This window comes from Mycobacterium sp. pV006 (assembly GCF_041287115.1).
Lineage (GTDB): Bacteria > Actinomycetota > Actinomycetes > Mycobacteriales > Mycobacteriaceae > Mycobacterium.
Genome location: NZ_JBGGKT010000001.1, coordinates 81,552 through 97,654, shown reverse-complemented (window position 1 = coordinate 97,654; position 16,103 = coordinate 81,552). Strand labels below are relative to the sequence as shown.

General features: G+C 69.1%; 16 protein-coding genes. 10 read left to right on the top strand and 6 right to left on the bottom strand.

The features are described 5' to 3' along the window. Positions 1–17 precede the first annotated feature (17 nt). Complete coding sequence (locus tag ACAG25_RS00460; protein ID WP_370486333.1) at positions 18–743, top strand: lysophospholipid acyltransferase family protein; 726 nt, start codon at positions 18–20, stop codon at positions 741–743. Between the two features lie 12 nt (positions 744–755). On the opposite strand, the gene ACAG25_RS00455 is transcribed toward ACAG25_RS00460, so the two are convergent. Further along, on the bottom strand, positions 756–2,033 hold the full coding sequence (locus ACAG25_RS00455) for a glycosyltransferase family 87 protein (protein ID WP_370486332.1): 1,278 nt from the start codon (positions 2,031–2,033) through the stop codon (positions 756–758). A gap of 120 nt (positions 2,034–2,153) precedes the next feature. Here ACAG25_RS00455 and ACAG25_RS00450 point away from each other — a divergent pair, with 120 nt between their 5' ends. Genes ACAG25_RS00450 through ACAG25_RS00440 form a run of 3 tightly spaced genes read left to right on the top strand, consistent with a single transcriptional unit; the run spans position 2,154 to position 4,926 of the window. Beyond that, positions 2,154–3,008 carry a hypothetical protein gene (locus ACAG25_RS00450; RefSeq protein ID WP_370486824.1) on the top strand — a complete coding sequence of 285 codons (855 nt, stop codon included), beginning with the start codon at positions 2,154–2,156 and terminating at the stop codon, positions 3,006–3,008. A gap of 2 nt (positions 3,009–3,010) precedes the next feature. Continuing rightward, positions 3,011–3,511 (top strand): polyadenylate-specific 3'-exoribonuclease AS, encoded by a 501-nt coding sequence (locus ACAG25_RS00445; protein WP_370486331.1) that lies wholly within the window; start codon positions 3,011–3,013, stop codon positions 3,509–3,511. Between the two features lie 20 nt (positions 3,512–3,531). Further along, entirely contained in the window at positions 3,532–4,926 is a 1,395-nt protein-coding gene (locus ACAG25_RS00440) for a class II 3-deoxy-7-phosphoheptulonate synthase (protein WP_370486330.1), read from the top strand. A gap of 77 nt (positions 4,927–5,003) precedes the next feature. On the opposite strand, the gene ACAG25_RS00435 is transcribed toward ACAG25_RS00440, so the two are convergent. Then, positions 5,004–6,215, bottom strand: coding sequence for a protein kinase (locus tag ACAG25_RS00435; RefSeq protein WP_370486329.1), 1,212 nt, complete (start codon positions 6,213–6,215; stop codon positions 5,004–5,006). 83 nt (positions 6,216–6,298) lie between these two features. Here ACAG25_RS00435 and ACAG25_RS00430 point away from each other — a divergent pair, with 83 nt between their 5' ends. After that, positions 6,299–6,703 (top strand): Rv2175c family DNA-binding protein, encoded by a 405-nt coding sequence (locus ACAG25_RS00430; protein ID WP_370486328.1) that lies wholly within the window; start codon positions 6,299–6,301, stop codon positions 6,701–6,703. On the opposite strand, the gene ACAG25_RS00425 is transcribed toward ACAG25_RS00430, so the two are convergent. The 4 genes from ACAG25_RS00425 to ACAG25_RS00410 form a co-directional block, all read right to left on the bottom strand. Further along, a complete protein-coding gene (locus ACAG25_RS00425; protein WP_370486327.1) occupies positions 6,697–8,220 on the bottom strand; it encodes an alpha-(1->6)-mannopyranosyltransferase A in 1,524 nt (507 codons plus the stop codon). The genes ACAG25_RS00430 and ACAG25_RS00425 overlap by 7 nt on opposite strands. A 2-nt stretch (positions 8,221–8,222) precedes the next feature. Further along, the gene (gene idsA2 / locus ACAG25_RS00420; protein ID WP_370486326.1) at positions 8,223–9,302 is read right to left on the bottom strand and encodes a bifunctional (2E,6E)-farnesyl/geranyl diphosphate synthase; all 1,080 of its coding nucleotides are present in this window, start codon (positions 9,300–9,302) and stop codon (positions 8,223–8,225) included. 84 nt (positions 9,303–9,386) lie between these two features. Then, entirely contained in the window at positions 9,387–10,082 is a 696-nt protein-coding gene (locus ACAG25_RS00415) for a DUF3153 domain-containing protein (RefSeq protein ID WP_370486325.1), read from the bottom strand. Between the two features lie 50 nt (positions 10,083–10,132). Then, positions 10,133–10,726, bottom strand: coding sequence for a GNAT family N-acetyltransferase (locus ACAG25_RS00410; RefSeq protein ID WP_370486324.1), 594 nt, complete (start codon positions 10,724–10,726; stop codon positions 10,133–10,135). Between the two features lie 215 nt (positions 10,727–10,941). On the opposite strand from ACAG25_RS00410, the gene ACAG25_RS00405 reads away from it, so the two are divergent. From ACAG25_RS00405 to ACAG25_RS00385, 5 genes are all read left to right on the top strand, one after another. After that, positions 10,942–11,346: a DUF3040 domain-containing protein gene (locus ACAG25_RS00405; RefSeq protein ID WP_370486323.1), complete on the top strand. Its 405-nt coding sequence runs from the start codon at positions 10,942–10,944 to the stop codon at positions 11,344–11,346. Positions 11,347–11,649: 303 nt separating this feature from the next. Continuing rightward, complete coding sequence (locus tag ACAG25_RS00400) at positions 11,650–12,084, top strand: division/cell wall cluster transcriptional repressor MraZ (RefSeq protein ID WP_370486322.1); 435 nt, start codon at positions 11,650–11,652, stop codon at positions 12,082–12,084. Next, the gene (gene rsmH / locus ACAG25_RS00395; protein ID WP_370486321.1) at positions 12,059–13,186 is read left to right on the top strand and encodes a 16S rRNA (cytosine(1402)-N(4))-methyltransferase RsmH; all 1,128 of its coding nucleotides are present in this window, start codon (positions 12,059–12,061) and stop codon (positions 13,184–13,186) included. Before ACAG25_RS00400 ends, rsmH begins: the two co-directional genes overlap by 26 nt. Continuing rightward, positions 13,183–14,169 carry a hypothetical protein gene (locus tag ACAG25_RS00390; RefSeq protein WP_370486320.1) on the top strand — a complete coding sequence of 329 codons (987 nt, stop codon included), beginning with the start codon at positions 13,183–13,185 and terminating at the stop codon, positions 14,167–14,169. Before rsmH ends, ACAG25_RS00390 begins: the two co-directional genes overlap by 4 nt. Beyond that, complete coding sequence (locus tag ACAG25_RS00385; protein ID WP_370486319.1) at positions 14,166–16,085, top strand: peptidoglycan D,D-transpeptidase FtsI family protein; 1,920 nt, start codon at positions 14,166–14,168, stop codon at positions 16,083–16,085. Before ACAG25_RS00390 ends, ACAG25_RS00385 begins: the two co-directional genes overlap by 4 nt. Positions 16,086–16,103 lie beyond the last annotated feature (18 nt).

The window sequence follows — 16,103 nt, the reverse complement described above, 5'->3', positions numbered from 1 at the left end:
GGTGATCTGGAGGGTCCATGTGGTACTGGCTGTTCAAGTTCGTCTTCATGGGCCCTCTGCTGACCCTGCTCGGACGACCGAAAGTCGAAGGGCTGGAACATGTTCCGCAGTCCGGCGCGGTCATCCTGGCCAGTAACCACCTCGCGGTCGCCGACAGTTTCTACCTACCGCTGGTGGTGAGTCGGCGCATCACGTTCCTGGCGAAGTCGGAGTACTTCACCGGCACCGGCATCAAAGGCTGGTTCACCCGCTGGTTCTACACGGTTGCCGGCCAGGTCCCGATCGACCGCACCGACGCCGACAGTGCGCAGGCCGCGCTGACCACCGCTCAACGCATCCTCGGTGAGGGAAAGTTGCTCGGCATGTATCCCGAGGGCACCCGGTCGCCGGACGGGCGGCTCTACAAGGGCAAGACGGGCCTGGCCCGGCTCGCGCTGGAAACGCAGGTCCCGGTGATCCCGGTCGCGATGATCGGCACCGATGTCGTCAACCCACCCGGCACGAAGATGTGGCGGTTCGGTCAGGTCACCGTCAAGTTCGGCGCGCCGATGGACTTCAGTCGCTTCGAGGGGCTGGCCGGCAACCGCTTCATCGAGCGGGCCGTGATCGACGAGGTGATGTACGAGCTGATGCGGTTGTCCGGTCAGGAGTACGTCGACCTCTACGCGGCGGACATCAAAGAGGGAAAAGCACAGGCGGCAACCAAGCCGCCGACCCGGCTTCCTGAGTCCGCCGCCGGCTAGAGGCGATCCCGGTCAACGTCGGGCGGACACCGGCGTCTCGTTCGTCGACTCCGTGGGCGGCGTGGCTGACCGGACAGTCACCGTGGCGGCCACCGCGATCACGGCCAGTGCCCACCACAGATACGAGGCGCCCACCAACTGTCGCCACAGCGCGGCCGTCGTCTCGCGATGCTCGGGCAGCAGAGTGATCGGCGACCAGAGCATCAGCGCCAGCCCTACCGCCGAAACGACGCCGAGCGCGACATGGCGCAGCCGCAGCGCGAGTACCGCGGTGACCAGGACTGCCGGCAGCGACCACACCCAGTGGTGCGACCACGAGACCGGCGAGACCACCAGGCCGAACATCGCCACGCAGATCAGCGCCAATACGGGCTGGTCGGCGCGGAGCGCCCGCCGGGCCGCCCACACCGCCAGCGCCAGGACCGCGAAGCAGGCCAGTACCCACAGGACGAAGCGCGGTCCCTCGGCCAGGCCGAGCCGGGCCAGCATGCCGGCGATGTTCTGGTTGGTGTTCAACGTGGCGGTGCCGATGCGGTCGGTGTTGCGCACCGTTTCGGTCCAATACTCCCAGGAGTCCCGCCACGCCAATGCGAACCCCGCCAGCGTCGCGACCACCGTCGAGATCGCGGTGACCAGCAGCGCGCGGGTGTCGCGCCGGAGCAGGAAGTAGAGCAGGAAGACCGCTGGGGTGAGCTTCAACGCGATGGCCAGCCCCAGCAGCATGCCGCGCGGCCACGGGGTGCGCCGCGGCACACAGTCGGCGATCACCAGGGTCATCAGGACCACGTTGATCTGTCCGAAATCGAAGTTCGCGCGGATCGGTTCGCAGAACAGCACGGCCGGCGCCACCAACGCGGCCGACAGCCAGAGCCGACGCAACCAGGTGGGCTCGCCGGTGACCGTAGTGGTGGGCCACACCTCGAGTCGGGTCAGCAGGATCATCACGGAGACCAGCAGCAGCACCAACGTGGTCCCGGTGATCGCCACGCTCGCGGCTTCCAGCGAGAGCATCGCGAACGGCGAGAACAGCACAGCCGCCAGTGGCGGGTAGGTGAACGGCAGGTCGATGCCGCCCCGGGTGTGGAAGATCGCCCCGTCGGCGTAGAGGTCGCGGCCGTCGAGCCAGGCCTGGCCGCCCATCCGGTAGACGTCGATGTCGATGCGGTAGGGCACGCGGCCCAGAAGTCGCCAGCCGGCCCAGGCCAGCGCAGCGATTGTCGCCAGTTGGAACAACCGCCAGGCGAGCTTAGGTCCCCACCCCGCCACGCCGGGCGACCGCAACGTACTCATCTCGGGCACCAGACTATCCGGGGGTAGCGGCGCGCCGACCGGTATCCCGGCCCCGACACGCGCTGGTCGGCGTAAGTTCTGCGCGTGGATCCCTCGCTGACCGCCGCTTCGCACCTGCCGATGGGCATTCCGTATTCGCGCCTTCCGCTGGTGTGCTGTCTGGTGGCCTTCATCGTGACGTTCTTCGTCACCCGCACGATCGTGCGGTACATCCGCAGGCACGCCGACAGCGACGCGCCCCGCAAATGGTGGCAGCCGCGCAACATCTCGGGGGGCTCGGGGCTGCACATCCACCACGTCGTCATCGGCGTGATCTTGGTCATGGTCTCCGGGGTGGCGATGGTGACGCTGGCGGTCGACGGGGGTGTACCCGAGTTCACGGTCGCTTCAATCTTTTTCGGTGTCGGTGCGGCGCTGGTGCTCGACGAGTTCGCCCTGATCCTGCATCTGTCCGATGTGTACTGGGCCGAGGACGGCCGCACGTCGGTGGACGCGGTGTTCGTGGCGGTCGCGGTCGCCGGTCTGCTCGTGATGGGGTTCAACCCGATGTCGTTCTTCGATGTGGGCATCTGGCAGGAGGACCATTCCTGGGAGGCGCGCACCGCTGTGGTGGTCGGTGCTGTGCTGACCTTGGCGTTGGCGGTGGTGGTACTGCTCAAGGGCAAGGTGTGGACCGGCCTGGTCGGGATGTTCATCACTCCGCTGCTGTTGGTCGGGGCGATCCGCCTGTCGCGACCGCATGCGCCGTGGGCGCGCTGGCGTTACACCAGACGGCCCCGCAAGATGCATCGCGCGTTGGAACGGGAGCGCCATCAGCGCCGCCCGGTGGTTCAGGCCAAACTATGGCTGCAGGATGCGATCGCCGGGATGCCGAAGTTTCCCGACGACGCACTGGTCGACGAACAACTCGACCGGGAGATCCGCGCGGCCCCCGCCCCGGGCGCCGACGTCCCGGTCAGACAGGAAGCCCGATAGCGTTGCGCTACTTCTACGACGCGGAGTTCATCGACGACGGTCGCACCATCGAGTTGATCTCCATCGGTGTCGCAGCCGAGGACGGTCGCGAGTATTACGCCGTCTCAACGGAGTTCGACCCGGACCGGGCCGGTAGTTGGGTGCGCAAGCACGTGTTGCCGAAACTGCCGTCGCCGGCGTCGAAGGTGTGGCGGTCGCGTCGTCAGATCCGGACCGACCTCGAGGACTTCTTCGGCATCGACGGCGACGAGCCGATCGAGCTGTGGGCGTGGGTGGGTGCCTACGACCATGTGGTGCTGTGTCAGCTGTGGGGCCCGATGACCGAGCTGCCCCCGGCGATCCCGCGGTTCACCCGCGAGTTGCGGCAGTTGTGGGAGGAGCGCGGCTCACCCCGGATGCCGCCCCGACCGCGCGACGCCCACGACGCGCTGGTCGACGCCAAGGACAACCTGGACCGCTACCGGTTGATCACCGGCCACGGCAGCCCCGACGTGCAGTTTTGAACCGCGGTTACCATTGACGGGTGAACTGGACCGTCGACGTACCCATCGATCAGCTGCCTGCGCTTCCGCCGCTGCCCGAGGATCTGCGCCAACGGCTGGATGCTGCGTTGGCCAAGCCCGCCGTCCAGCAGCCGAGCTGGGATGCCGGTCAGGCCGCGGCCATGCGGACCGTACTGGAGAGCGTGCCGCCGGTGACGGTGCCCTCGGAGATCGAGCGACTGAAGGCGCAGCTGGCTGCGGTCGCGCGCGGCGAGGCGTTTCTGCTGCAGGGCGGCGATTGCGCCGAGACGTTCGTCGACAACACCGAACCCCACATCCGCGCCAACATCCGCACGCTGCTGCAGATGGCGGTGGTCCTGACCTACGGCGCGAGCATGCCGGTGGTCAAGGTGGCCCGGATCGCCGGCCAGTACGCCAAGCCGCGCTCCAGTGACGTCGACGCGCTGGGCCTGAAGTCCTATCGCGGCGACATGGTCAACGGGTTCGCCCCCGACGCGGCGGTGCGGGAGCACGACCCGTCGCGGCTGGTGCGCGCCTACGCCAACGCCAGCGCCGCGATGAACCTGGTCCGGGCGCTGACGTCGTCGGGGATGGCCTCGCTGCACCAGGTGCACGACTGGAACCGCGAGTTCGTGCGTACCTCGCCGGCCGGGGCCCGCTATGAGGCGCTCGCCGGCGAGATCGACCGGGCGCTGCACTTCATGAGCGCCTGCGGGGTGGCCGACCACAACCTCGACACCGCCGACATCTACGCCAGCCACGAGGCGCTGGTGCTCGACTACGAGCGCGCGATGCTGCGGTTGGACAACGGCGAGGGGGATCGACCCAACCCGCAGCTGTACGACCTGTCGGCGCACTATCTGTGGATCGGGGAGCGCACCCGCCAACTCGACGGTGCGCACATCGCGTTCGCCGAGGTGATCGCCAATCCCATCGGGGTGAAGATCGGGCCCACCACGTCGCCGGAGTTGGCGGTGGAGTACGTCGAGCGGCTCGACCCGCACAATGTGCCGGGGCGTCTGACGCTGGTCAGCCGGATGGGCAACCACAAGGTGCGAGAAGTGTTGCCGCCCATCATCGAGAAGGTGCAGGCCTCCGGCCACCAGGTGATCTGGCAGTGCGACCCGATGCACGGCAACACCCATGAGTCCTCGACCGGGTACAAGACCCGACACTTCGACCGCATCGTCGACGAGGTGCAGGGCTTCTTCGAGGTGCACCACGCGCTGGGCACGCACCCGGGCGGCATCCACGTCGAGATCACCGGCGAGAACGTCACCGAGTGTCTCGGTGGGGCGCAAGACATCTCCGACACCGACCTGGCCGGCCGCTACGAGACGGCGTGCGATCCGAGGTTGAACACGCAGCAGTCGTTGGAGTTGGCGTTCTTGGTCGCGGAGATGCTCCGCGGTTAGGCAGGGGCGGAGATGCTCCGCGGTTAGGCAGGGGCGGAGATGCTCCGCGGTTAGGCAGGGGCGGAGATGCTCCGCGGTTAGAGCAGGTTGGGCAGGTTCGTGCCCAGGGTCCAGGCGCCGGCCGCGGCCAGACCGGCCAGCGTGATCACTGCGATCACCCAGAACAGCAGCACACGCCGCGCGCGCTGTCGGGCCCAGTAGAACTCCGAGAGTTCGATACCGGCGAATTGCCCTGTCAGCGGCTGGTATTCAGCCTCGTCGGGATAACCGTCCGCCGGTAGTTCGTCGCGGTCGAACACCCGGGTCTGTCCACTCGGCGGCGCCTTGCCGGAGTTGGGTACCGCGACCTCTGCGGTGCCGGCGTCGGAGACGGTGGTGTGGGAGCGGTGCAGCGCGGAGTTGCGCGGCGCCGGCACCCGGAATGCCGGCAGCGCGAGCTCGCGAGCGACGATCTCGAGTTGCTCGCCCATGTCGGCGGCGTCGGCGAACCGGTGGTCCGGGTCGCGGGACGTCGCGCAGGCCACCAGGTCGTCGAATTGTCTTGGCACGCCGGTGATGACGGTGCTCGGCGGCGCGACGTCGTGCTCGAGGCGCTGGTAGGCCACCGTCAAGGCGGTGTCGCCGGTGAACGGTGTGCGTCCCGTCAGCAACTCGAACACGAGCACCCCGACGGCGTACACGTCGCCGCGGGCATCGGTCTCGCCGGTCGCGACCTGTTCGGGAGCGAGGTAGGCCGCGGTGCCGAGAATCACACTGGTCGAGGTGATCTTGGCTTCGGCGACGGCGCGGACCAGACCGAAGTCGGCGAGTTTGACCTCGCCGTCGTCGCTGATCAACACGTTCTCCGGCTTGATGTCGCGGTGTACGAGCCCTGCGCGGTGCGCCTCCGCCAGACCGCCGAGCAGCGGGCGCAGCACGGCGGCGACCGCATGCGGCGGCATCGGACCCCGTTCGTTCAGCAACTCGCGCAGGGTCCCGCCCTCGACGAGTTCCATGACCAGGAAGGGGTGACGGCCGTCGACGCCCTGGTCGTACACTGCCACCAGGCCGGGGTGTTTGAGCCGGGCGACCGCACGGGCCTCACGTTGGAACCGGGTGAGGAAGTGGTCGTCGCCGGAGTATCGGGAGTCCATGATCTTCAGCGCCACCGGCCGTTCGAGCCGAAGGTCCAGGCCGCGGTAGACGCCCGACATCCCGCCTGTGGCGATCAACCCGTCGATCCGGTACCGACCGTCCAGCACGGACCCGGTCAGGGTGTCGGCGGACTGGTAGGTCTCCACCGGACACATGGTACGAGCAGGGGACGCGCGACCCGCTGAGCGCGCGGGTATCTGGGCAGCGCGGACCTTCCGCGGGGTTCTAGACTCGGGCGATGAGCAGCATCCCGACTGCCGACGACGTGCTCGAGCCCGACGAGGCCGTCTACCACCTTCCCGAGGTCGCCCGAATGCTGGGCATCCCGCTGTCGAAGGTGCACCAGCAGCTGCGTGAAGGTCATCTGGTGGCGGTGCGCCGCGGTAAGGACGTCGTGGTACCGCAGATCTTCTTCGACGACAGCGGACATCTCGTCAAGACGTTGACCGGCCTGCTGGTGGTGTTACGCGACGGCGGATACCGCGAGACCGAGATCATGCGGTGGCTTTTCACCCCGGATGCGTCGCTGACGATCCGCCGCGACGGTTCCACCGAGCCGGTGGTCAACGCGCGCCCGGTCGACGCACTGCACTCGCATCAGGCGCGCGAAGTGGTCCGCCGGGCCCAGGCTCTGGCCTACTGACGGTTCGACCGTCGCGACCTATCGACGGCCAGCCAGTACCACGCCGCCACCGCACAAGCCGTCGCGAGCAGGACGTGGGTCCACGAGTACATGCCGTGCGCTCCGTCGGGCCGCCAGATCACCATGATCCACGTCGAGAATCCGGCGATCAGTGCGATGGCCGCGCGGGACTGGGCCAACGCGGCCATCACGGCCAGCGGCCATGTGTAGTACCAGGGCAGCGCCGCGGGAACGAACAGCACGACGACCACCATCAGCAGCGCGGTGCCCATCAGCGCGTCGCGATCGGTGTGTCGGTAGCGCCACCACAGCAGCGGCGCCGCCAGCGCGATGATCGCGATCCCGATGATGCGGTTGACCTCGAGCACGGCATAGAAGTTCACCGGGATCACCAGCCCGACCACGGCGTTGATCAGGTTCGCGATCGCCGTCGGGACGGTCAGCCAGTTGATGATCTTCACCGAACCGGCCAGCGCGGTCAGCCATCCCAGGCCGACCCCTGCCACCAGTGAGGTCACGGCGAACACCGCGACGAAGATCAGCAGTGCCGCTGCGGTGGCGGTCGCGAACGCGCGCACCGCCGAATAACCGCGCCGCTCCCGCAGGCCACGGGCCCACACCCACACCATGAACGGAAGCGCCAGGCCGGCAGTGGCTTTGACCGCGACCGCCAGCGCGATCAACGCGGCACCCGCGGCGTAACGGCCGTGGAAGGTCAGCGCGATACCGGCCGCCATCAGGCCGACCATCAGCATCTCGTTGTGGACTCCACCCATCAGGTGGATGATCACCAGGGGGTTGAGCACGCAGATCCACAACGCGACCGCACCGTCGGCCCCGACGTGGCGCGCGATGCGCGGCGCCGCCCAGATCAGGAGTACCAGGCCGGGCAGCATGCACAGCCGCAGCAGCATGGTGCCGGCGACGACATCGTCGCCGACGACCATCGTGACGAACCGCGCCACGAGGATGAACGCGGGTCCGTAGGGCGCTGTGGTGGTGGTCCAGATCGGGCTGACGTCGTCGAGCAGCGCGTTCGGGTTGTCGACCGGGCCGACGACGTAGGGGTCGAACCCGTCACGCAGCAGCGCGCCCTGCGCCAGATAGCTGTAGGTGTCACGGCTGAACACCGGCACGCTGAGCAACAGCGGGACCAACCAGAAACCGGTGGTGGCCACCATCGTGTACTCGTCGACGCTGCGCGCGATGACGCGCCGGCCCAGCCAGAGCCATGCGACCAGCATCAGGGCGACACCGATCCACAACATCAACGACGACAGCACCAGGCCGTGCCCGAACCGCAACCAGGACAGGTGCATCGACTCCAGCAGCGGATCGTGCAACCGGGTGCTGCCGGCACCGACACCGCCGGCAGTGATCAGCGCGGCGCCCAGCGCGCCGAGCAGGGCGGGTCGGCCCGACGGCGAGCGCGCGAAGGTGGCGAGGCGGCGGCACTGGCCGGAAACCCGTTCGGAGAGGCCTTGTCTCGGTGCCTGTGCAGGCGCTGGAGTTGTCATGCCTATGCCGACCGGTTGGCGGCCAATCTGGCGAGTTCGGTCAGACCGACGCGGGCTCTGGCGTCGATCGGCGCGGCGTCGAGGATGTCGATGCTCTTGCGGGTCAACCGCTCGATCCGGTGTTCGACCGCGGACAGCGCACCGACGGACTCGATCGCGGCGCGTACCTCGACCACCTGGGGTTCGGTGAGCGGAGTGCCGATCGAGGTCCGCAGCAGCTGCGCGGCGGCGGAGTCGTTCTTCTCGGCCAGCTCGACGGCTTCGGCGAGCAACACGGTGCGTTTACCGGAGCGCAGGTCGTCACCGGACGGTTTGCCGGTGACCTCGGGGTCGCCGAAGACGCCCAGCACGTCGTCGCGCAGTTGGAACGCCACGCCCAGGCTGGTGCCGAGCTCGTGGAAGGCCTCGAGGATCTCCGGGCGGTCGGCCGCGGCGGCCGCACCCAACTGCAGCGGCCGGGTGATGGTGTAGGAGGCCGTCTTGTAGATGTTCACGGTCATCGCCGACGCGACGGTCTCGGTGCCGCGGGCCTCGGCGATGATGTCGAGATACTGGCCGCCGAGCACCTCGGTCCGGATGGCCGCCCACACCCGCTGCACGCGCGCGTGGGCGTCGGTGCCCGCGAGCGCGGTCGCGACGATGTCGTCGGCCCACACCAGCGACAGGTCGCCGAGCAGGATCGCGGCCGACAGCCCGAACTGCTCGGCCGAACCGTGCCAGTTGTGGTCGCGGTGGCGCGCCGCGAAGATCCGATGCACGGTGGGCAGGCCCCGACGGGTCGCCGACGCATCGATCAGGTCGTCGTGCACCAGAGCGCAGGCGTGGAGCAACTCCAGCGCCGAGAACAACCGCAGTACCGCGGGAGTCGGCTCGGCCTCGGCGACCGCGCGGTATCCCCAGTACGCGAACGCGGGACGCAGCCGTTTGCCACCTCGGAGCACGAACTCCTCGAGGGCCTCGGTCAGAACCGCGTAGTCGGTCCCGATGTAGGCCGCGTCGCGGCGGCGCTCACGCAGGTACCCGCGCAGTTCCTCGGTGACGGCCGCGGCCAACTCGACGGCCGATGGTGCCGCAGCATCCACGCTCAGCGGGCGCCCCTTTCTGTGTCGTCAAACCGCCCCGGCAAGTGCACTCAGAGTAGATGCTGAGCCGACCGGGAGAGCAAATCAGGGCTGCGACGCCGCGTCCTGCGGGTCGCCGGGTCTGGGGGACCTGTCCCGGTTGGCGTAGGCCAGCGCGCCGATGACTCCGGCGACCAGGAACGACGCCACACCGAGCCACACCGCGGCGCCGATGAACGACCGGGCACTCGGATCGGTGTACTTCGCCTGGGCGTTCATGGTGGTGACGATGCCCGGGCGCAGGGTCCACTCGACCACCTCGGAGGAGATCTGGTCGCCGTTGGTGGAGGTGACCTCGCCGGGGAACGCGACCGACAGCGACACGTCGGCCTCCGGATCGCTGAGCGTGGTGAGGTCGACGCGGCCTTCCAGGATCACCAGGTCGCCGGCGCGGCGCAGCGTGATGTCGACTCCGGCCGCGTCGCGGCTCATCGCGGCCAGCTGAGGGAGTTCGGCGAAGGTGAGATCGGAGAACACCGCCTGGGACCCGACGTAGTCGTCGCGGTTGTAGGCCGACACCGCGACCTTCTGCGCGAACGGCAGGTTGTTGAGGAGTTGCGGTCCCTTGTCGTTGTCGTCGCGGGGTTTGGCGGCCGCGACGATCTGCCCGGAGACCCGGTCGTCGGGGGACACCGTGATCGAGGCCCGGACCCGGACGCAGCCGACCAGGGTCGGGGCCACCAGCAACAGCGCGAGGAGCAATGTCAGGAGGCGCTTGGAGGTCCGGTGACGGATCGGCACCCGGTCATCGTGCCAGATGAGGCGCCGGACGCGGAGGTGTGGGAGTTCCTCTACAGCGGCAGTGTCCGCCCCAGGATGGCGAAGGCCCGCGGATCGCCGGCGAAATGGTAGCCGCGGATGACGTCGGTGAAGCCGAGCCGGCGGTACAGCCGCCAGGCGCGGTTGGCCTCGCCGTTGACCTCGGGGGTGGACAGCAGCACGTGGCGTTCGTCGCGGTCGGCGAGCAGCCGGCGGATCAGGCCCTCACCGAGGCCGCGGCCCTGGAAGGCGGGATGGATGTGCAGTTCGGTCAGCTCGAAGTAGCTGCTCATCAGATCGGTCACGCGGGCCTCGTCGGCGCCGCTGCGGCGCAGACCGGCGTTGACCTGCTGCTGCCACCACTGGTCCGGGGCGCCGCAGTACCCGTAGGCCACGCCGAGCATCCGGGCGGTCGCCGGGTCCGGCGGCGCGGGCGGCCCGTCATCGGCGGTCTCGATCGCCGCGACCGCCTTCCAGCCTTTCCGGCGGGTGTGTTCCAGCCACATCGAGGCGCGTTGCTCCTCGGTGCCGCGCGGATAGCGCATGGCGTCGACGTAGATCGTCAGAGCGTCGCCGAGTCGGCGCTGCATGTCGCCCGGCGACAGCTCGATCAGATGCGTCGCCAAGTTCTCGGCCCTTCCGGCGGTGTGCGGTGGTCGCCCCCCATTATCGGCTTCTCGCGCGCGAGGGCTCCGCGGGTGCGGCGACCGTCATAGAATCAGGGGGTGAACTAGGTGGTACCGGGCAGATCGACCTCGTATCATTAGTGTTAAGTGCCCGTAGCCGCGGGCATCCGGTGTTTCGACAACTGCCACACCCCCACGGCAAGAGGGAGGGACGAATGCCACTCTCCGATCATGAGCAGCGCATGCTCGATCAGATCGAGAGCGCGCTCTATGCCGAGGACCCCAAGTTCGCGTCCAGCGTCCGCGGTGGAACCTTGCGTGCTCCTTCGACCCGGCGCCGGCTTCAGGGCGCCGCGTTGTTCGTCCTCGGGCTCGCGATGTTGATCTCGGGTGTGGCGGTCACGGCGACCATGATCGGTGGCTTCCCGATCCTGTCGGTGCTCGGTTTCATCGTGATGTTCGGTGGCGTCGTGTTCGCGATCACCGGCCCGCGGGTGCCCGGCGGCGCCGACCGCGTGCCCGACGACCTGACCGCCGCGCGTCAGAAGCGTGCGAAAGGTGCCGGCGGCTCGTTCACCAGCCGCATGGAAGACCGGTTCCGTCGCCGTTTCGACGAGTAACGGTCGATCCGCCAGTAGAGGCAGCCCGACAGGGCTGCCTCTCTTTTTTTGCCCCACCACGCCCCACCTTGTGGTCGATCACCCCGGAAGTCGCGCTGACCTGCGCATATCTCTGACGTTCCACCTCTTCGTGCGCGGCGGTGTAGCGGCGGCTGCCCGGTCGTCCTCGGGAAAGTGGGCCGGTGGTGGAAACGCGCGGAAGGATTCGGGGCAAAGTGGGGGATTGTGGGGTAAAGTGGCGGACAACGGAGCGACCGGGGCTCCGTGGAGGGCAAGGCTTGAGAAGGTCTGCGAGGTGACGAGATGTTCTTCGGCACCTACACGCCCAAGCTCGACGACAAAGGGCGACTGACGTTGCCCGCCAAGTTCCGCGACGCACTGGCAGGAGGGTTGATGGTCACGAAAAGCCAAGATCACAGCCTGGCCGTGTATCCGCGGGCCGAGTTCGAGGCGATGATCGCGGAGATCAACGGACGCGCCAAGCGGGGCAATCCGCAGGCCCGTGCGTATCTGCGCAACCTGGCGGCCAGCACCGACGAGCAGTACCCGGACGGCCAGGGTCGGATCACGCTGTCGTCGGAGCATCGCCGCTACGCCAACTTGAGCAAGGACTGCGTCGTCACCGGATCCATCGATTTCCTCGAGATCTGGGACGCCGAAGCCTGGCGCACCTACCAGGAGCAACACGAAGAGAACTTCTCCGCGGCCAGCGATGAAGCACTCGGCGACATCTTTTGATCTGCCCACTGGCCGGCAGGCCCGTGCAGTGTGGCCTCTGCCCGAACCGGCCCTGACGTACTTCCCCGACGTCAGGTTCGCGACCTCGGACAGGGACCTCACTGCAGGGGCCGCCCCTGAACCCCACGGTGTTGCCATGGTCGAACACGAACCCCACGTCCCGGTCCTGCTGGACCGATGCGTCGAGTTGCTCGCCCCGGCGCTGACCCGGCAGGACCCGGCCGGCGCCGGCGCCACGCTCGTCGACGCCACCCTCGGTGCCGGCGGACATTCGGAGCGGTTCCTGACCCAGTTCCCCGGCCTGTCGGTGATCGGCCTGGACCGCGACCCGGACGCGCTGAGCATCGCCGGCCGCCGTCTCGAGCCGTTCGGCGACCGCGTCACCCTGGTCCACACCCGCTACGACGGCCTCGCCGACGCGCTCGGCGGCCGACAGGTCGATGCCATCCTGTTCGACCTCGGCGTGTCGTCGATGCAGCTCGACCGCGTCGAACGCGGCTTCTCCTACTCGGCCGACGCGCCGTTGGACATGCGGATGAATTCGCAGTCGGATCTGACGGCCGCCGAGATCCTCAACACCTACGGCGAAAGAGAGATCGCCCGGATCCTGCGCGAGTTCGGTGAGGAGCGATTCGCCGCACGCATCGCCTCCCACATCGTGCGGCGGCGCGCGACCGCACCGCTGACCACCACCGCGGAACTGGTCGAGCTGCTCTACGCCGCGATCCCCGCACCTGCCCGCCGGACCGGCGGGCATCCGGCCAAGCGCACCTTCCAGGCGTTGCGTATCGCGGTCAACGCGGAGCTGGACTCCCTGCGCAGTGCCATCCCGGCGGCTCTGGACGCCCTGCGCCCGGGCGGCCGCGTCGCCGTCATGGCCTACCAGTCGCTGGAGGACCGCATCGTCAAGACCGAGTTCGCCGCCGCGACCGCGTCACGGACTCCGCCCGGGCTGCCCGTCGAACTGCCGGGACACCAGCCGCGTTTCGTCGCGCTGACCCGGGGTGCCGAGCGTGCCGACGACGACGAGATCAACCGAAATCCGAGAAGCGCTCCGGTCCGGCTGCGCGCGGTCGAGAAGGTGATGGGGGAGTCACGATGAAGTCGAAGAAGCCGGTTCGCTCCGCCCGCGCCGGATCGGGACGTACCCGCCAACCGGTCGAGCCGGACCGCAAGAAGGCCCGCCGCAGCGCACGGGAACCCAAACGCACGCCCGTCGAACCGCGCGGCCGCAAGGCCGTCCGCGACACCCGGCCCGACCGGTCGGCGCCGCGCACCAACCCGACCCCGCGGCCGGTCGACGCGCCGGCCCGGCCGAAGAGCGCCAGTCAGGCCAAAGCGCGCGCCAAAGCGCGGAAGGCCAAGGCGCCCAAGGTCGTCCGCCCGCCCCTGCGGGAACGGATTCTGGTCCGGATCGCCTCGATCGACCTGAGCCCGCGGCGACTGGTCGCCCGAGTGCCGTTCGTCGTGCTGATCATCTCGGCGCTCGGCCTCGGTCTCGGGGTGACGCTGTGGCTGTCCACCGATGCCGCGGAGCGCTCCTACCGCCTCGGCAACGCGCGCGAACTCAACGAGGCGCTGATGCAGCAGAAAGAGGCGCTCGAGCGCGACGTCCTCGAGGCGCAGGCCGCGCCGGCGCTGGCCGAGGCGGCTCGCGAGCTCGGCATGATCCCGTCGCGCGACACCGCCCGGCTGGTGCAGGATCCCGGCGGCAACTGGGTCGTCGTCGGCACTCCCAAACCCGCCGAGGGGGTGCCGCCGCCACCGTTGAACGCGCCGCTGCCGGAACCGACCCCACCCGCGCCGCCGGCTCCGCGGGTGATCGAACCGCTCGAGGTGCCGGTGCGGTTACCCTCGACCGAACCGCCCGCCGCGGGCGGACAGCTGCCGCTGCCGCTGGCCGTGCCGGGCGTCGAGGTGCCTCACGCCACCACGGGCGCGCTGCCCGGACCCGGGCCCGTGCAGGCCGCCCCGCTGCCGGCCACCCCACTCGCCGAGCCGGGCCTGTCCAGCGTCCCGGTCGCTCCCGAGCACGTCGTTCCCGCCGCGCCCGTCGCCCCGCCGGTTCCCGGGGCTCCGGCGTGACCCGGCGGCCAGACCGGCGCGCCGGGAAGGGTGCTGCCCCGACCCAGGAGAGGTCGGCGCGGTCGCGCCGCATTCGGCAACCGGTCTCGCAGACCGGGTTGCGCAGCGCGTCCTTCGTGTTCCGCCACCGCGCCGGAAACGCCGCGATCTTCATGCTGCTGGTGATCGCCGCGGCCCAGCTGTTCACACTGCAGGTGCCGCGGGCCGAAGGTCTGCGCGCGCAGGCCGCCGGTCAGCTCAAGGTCACCGACATCGACCCCGCGGTGCGCGGCGCCATCGTCGACCGCAACCACGACAAGTTGGCGTTCACGATCGAAGCGCGCGCGCTGACCTTCCAGCCCGTCCGGGTGCGTGAGGAGCTGGCCGAGGCCGTCAAGAAGGCCGAGGAGAGCGGCGCGTCGGCCCCGGACCCCGACGAACGACTCACCGAGATCGCCGAGGAGGTCGCCTCGCGGTTGGGCGGGAAGCCCGACAGCGCAACGGTGTTGAAGAAGCTGCGCAGCAACGAGACCTTCGTCTACCTGGCGCGGGCCGTGGATCCTGCCATCGCCGACGCCATTCGCACGAAGTTCCCCGAGGTCGGCTCCGAGCGACAGGATCTGCGTCAGTACCCCGGAGGGTCGTTGGCCGCCAACATCATCGGGGGAATCGACTGGGACGGCCACGGCCTGCTGGGACTGGAGGACTCGCTCGACGCCGTCCTCGCCGGCACTGACGGCTCCATCACCTATGACCGCGGGTCCGACGGTGTCGTGATCCCCGGCAGCTACCGCAACCGCCACGACGCGGTCAACGGCTCCACGGTGATGCTGACCATCGACGACGACATCCAGTTCTACGTCCAGCAGCAGGTGCAGCTGGCCAAGGACGCCTCCGGCGCCAAGAACGTCTCGGCGGTCGTGCTCGACGCGAAGAGCGGCGAGGTGCTGGCGATGTCCAACGACAACACCTTCAACCCCGCCCAGGACCTCAGCCGGCAGGAGCATCGCCAACTGGGCAACCTCGCCGTGTCCTCGCCGTTCGAGCCGGGTTCGGTCAACAAGATCATCACCGCGGCCACCGCGATCGAGATGGGACTGACCCGACCCGACGAGGTGCTGCAGGTGCCCGGGTCGATCAGCATGGGCGGTGTCACCGTCGGCGACGCCTGGGACCACGGCGTGATGCCGTACACCACCACCGGGATCTTCGGGAAGTCGTCGAACGTCGGCACGCTGATGCTGGCCCAGCGCGTCGGGCCCGAACGCTTCGCCGAGATGCTCCGCAAGTTCGGCCTCGGTCAGCGCACCGGGGTGGGACTGCCCGGCGAGAGCGCGGGTCTGGTCCCGCCGATCGACCAGTGGTCGGGCTCGAGCTTCGCCAACCTGCCCATCGGGCAGGGGCTTTCGATGACGCTGCTGCAGATGGCCGGGATGTACCAGGCCATCGCCAACGACGGGGTCCGGATCCCGCCGCGGATCGTCAAGGCCACCCTCGACCCCGACGGTGGCCGCACCGAGGAACCCCGGCCCGAAGGTGTGCGGGTGGTCTCGGCCGAGACGGCCCGCACGGTCCGCGACATGTTCCGTTCGGTCGTGCAGCGCGACCCCCGCGGCATCCAGCAGGGCACCGGCCCGCAGGCCGCCGTCGAGGGGTACCAGATCGCCGGCAAGACCGGCACCGCCCAGCAGATCAACCCCGCCTGCGGGTGCTACTACAGCGACGTCTACTGGATCACCTTCGCCGGCATGGCGCCGTCGGACGATCCGCGCTACGTGGTGGGCGTGATGATGGACGCACCACACCGCGCCGCGGACGGTTCGCCGGGCTCCTCGGCAGCACCGTTGTTCCACAACATCGCGTCGTGGCTGCTGCAGCGGGACAACGTGCCGCTGTCGGCCGATCCGGGTGCGCCGCTGATCCTTCAGGCCGACTGACACGGCATCGGAGAGACC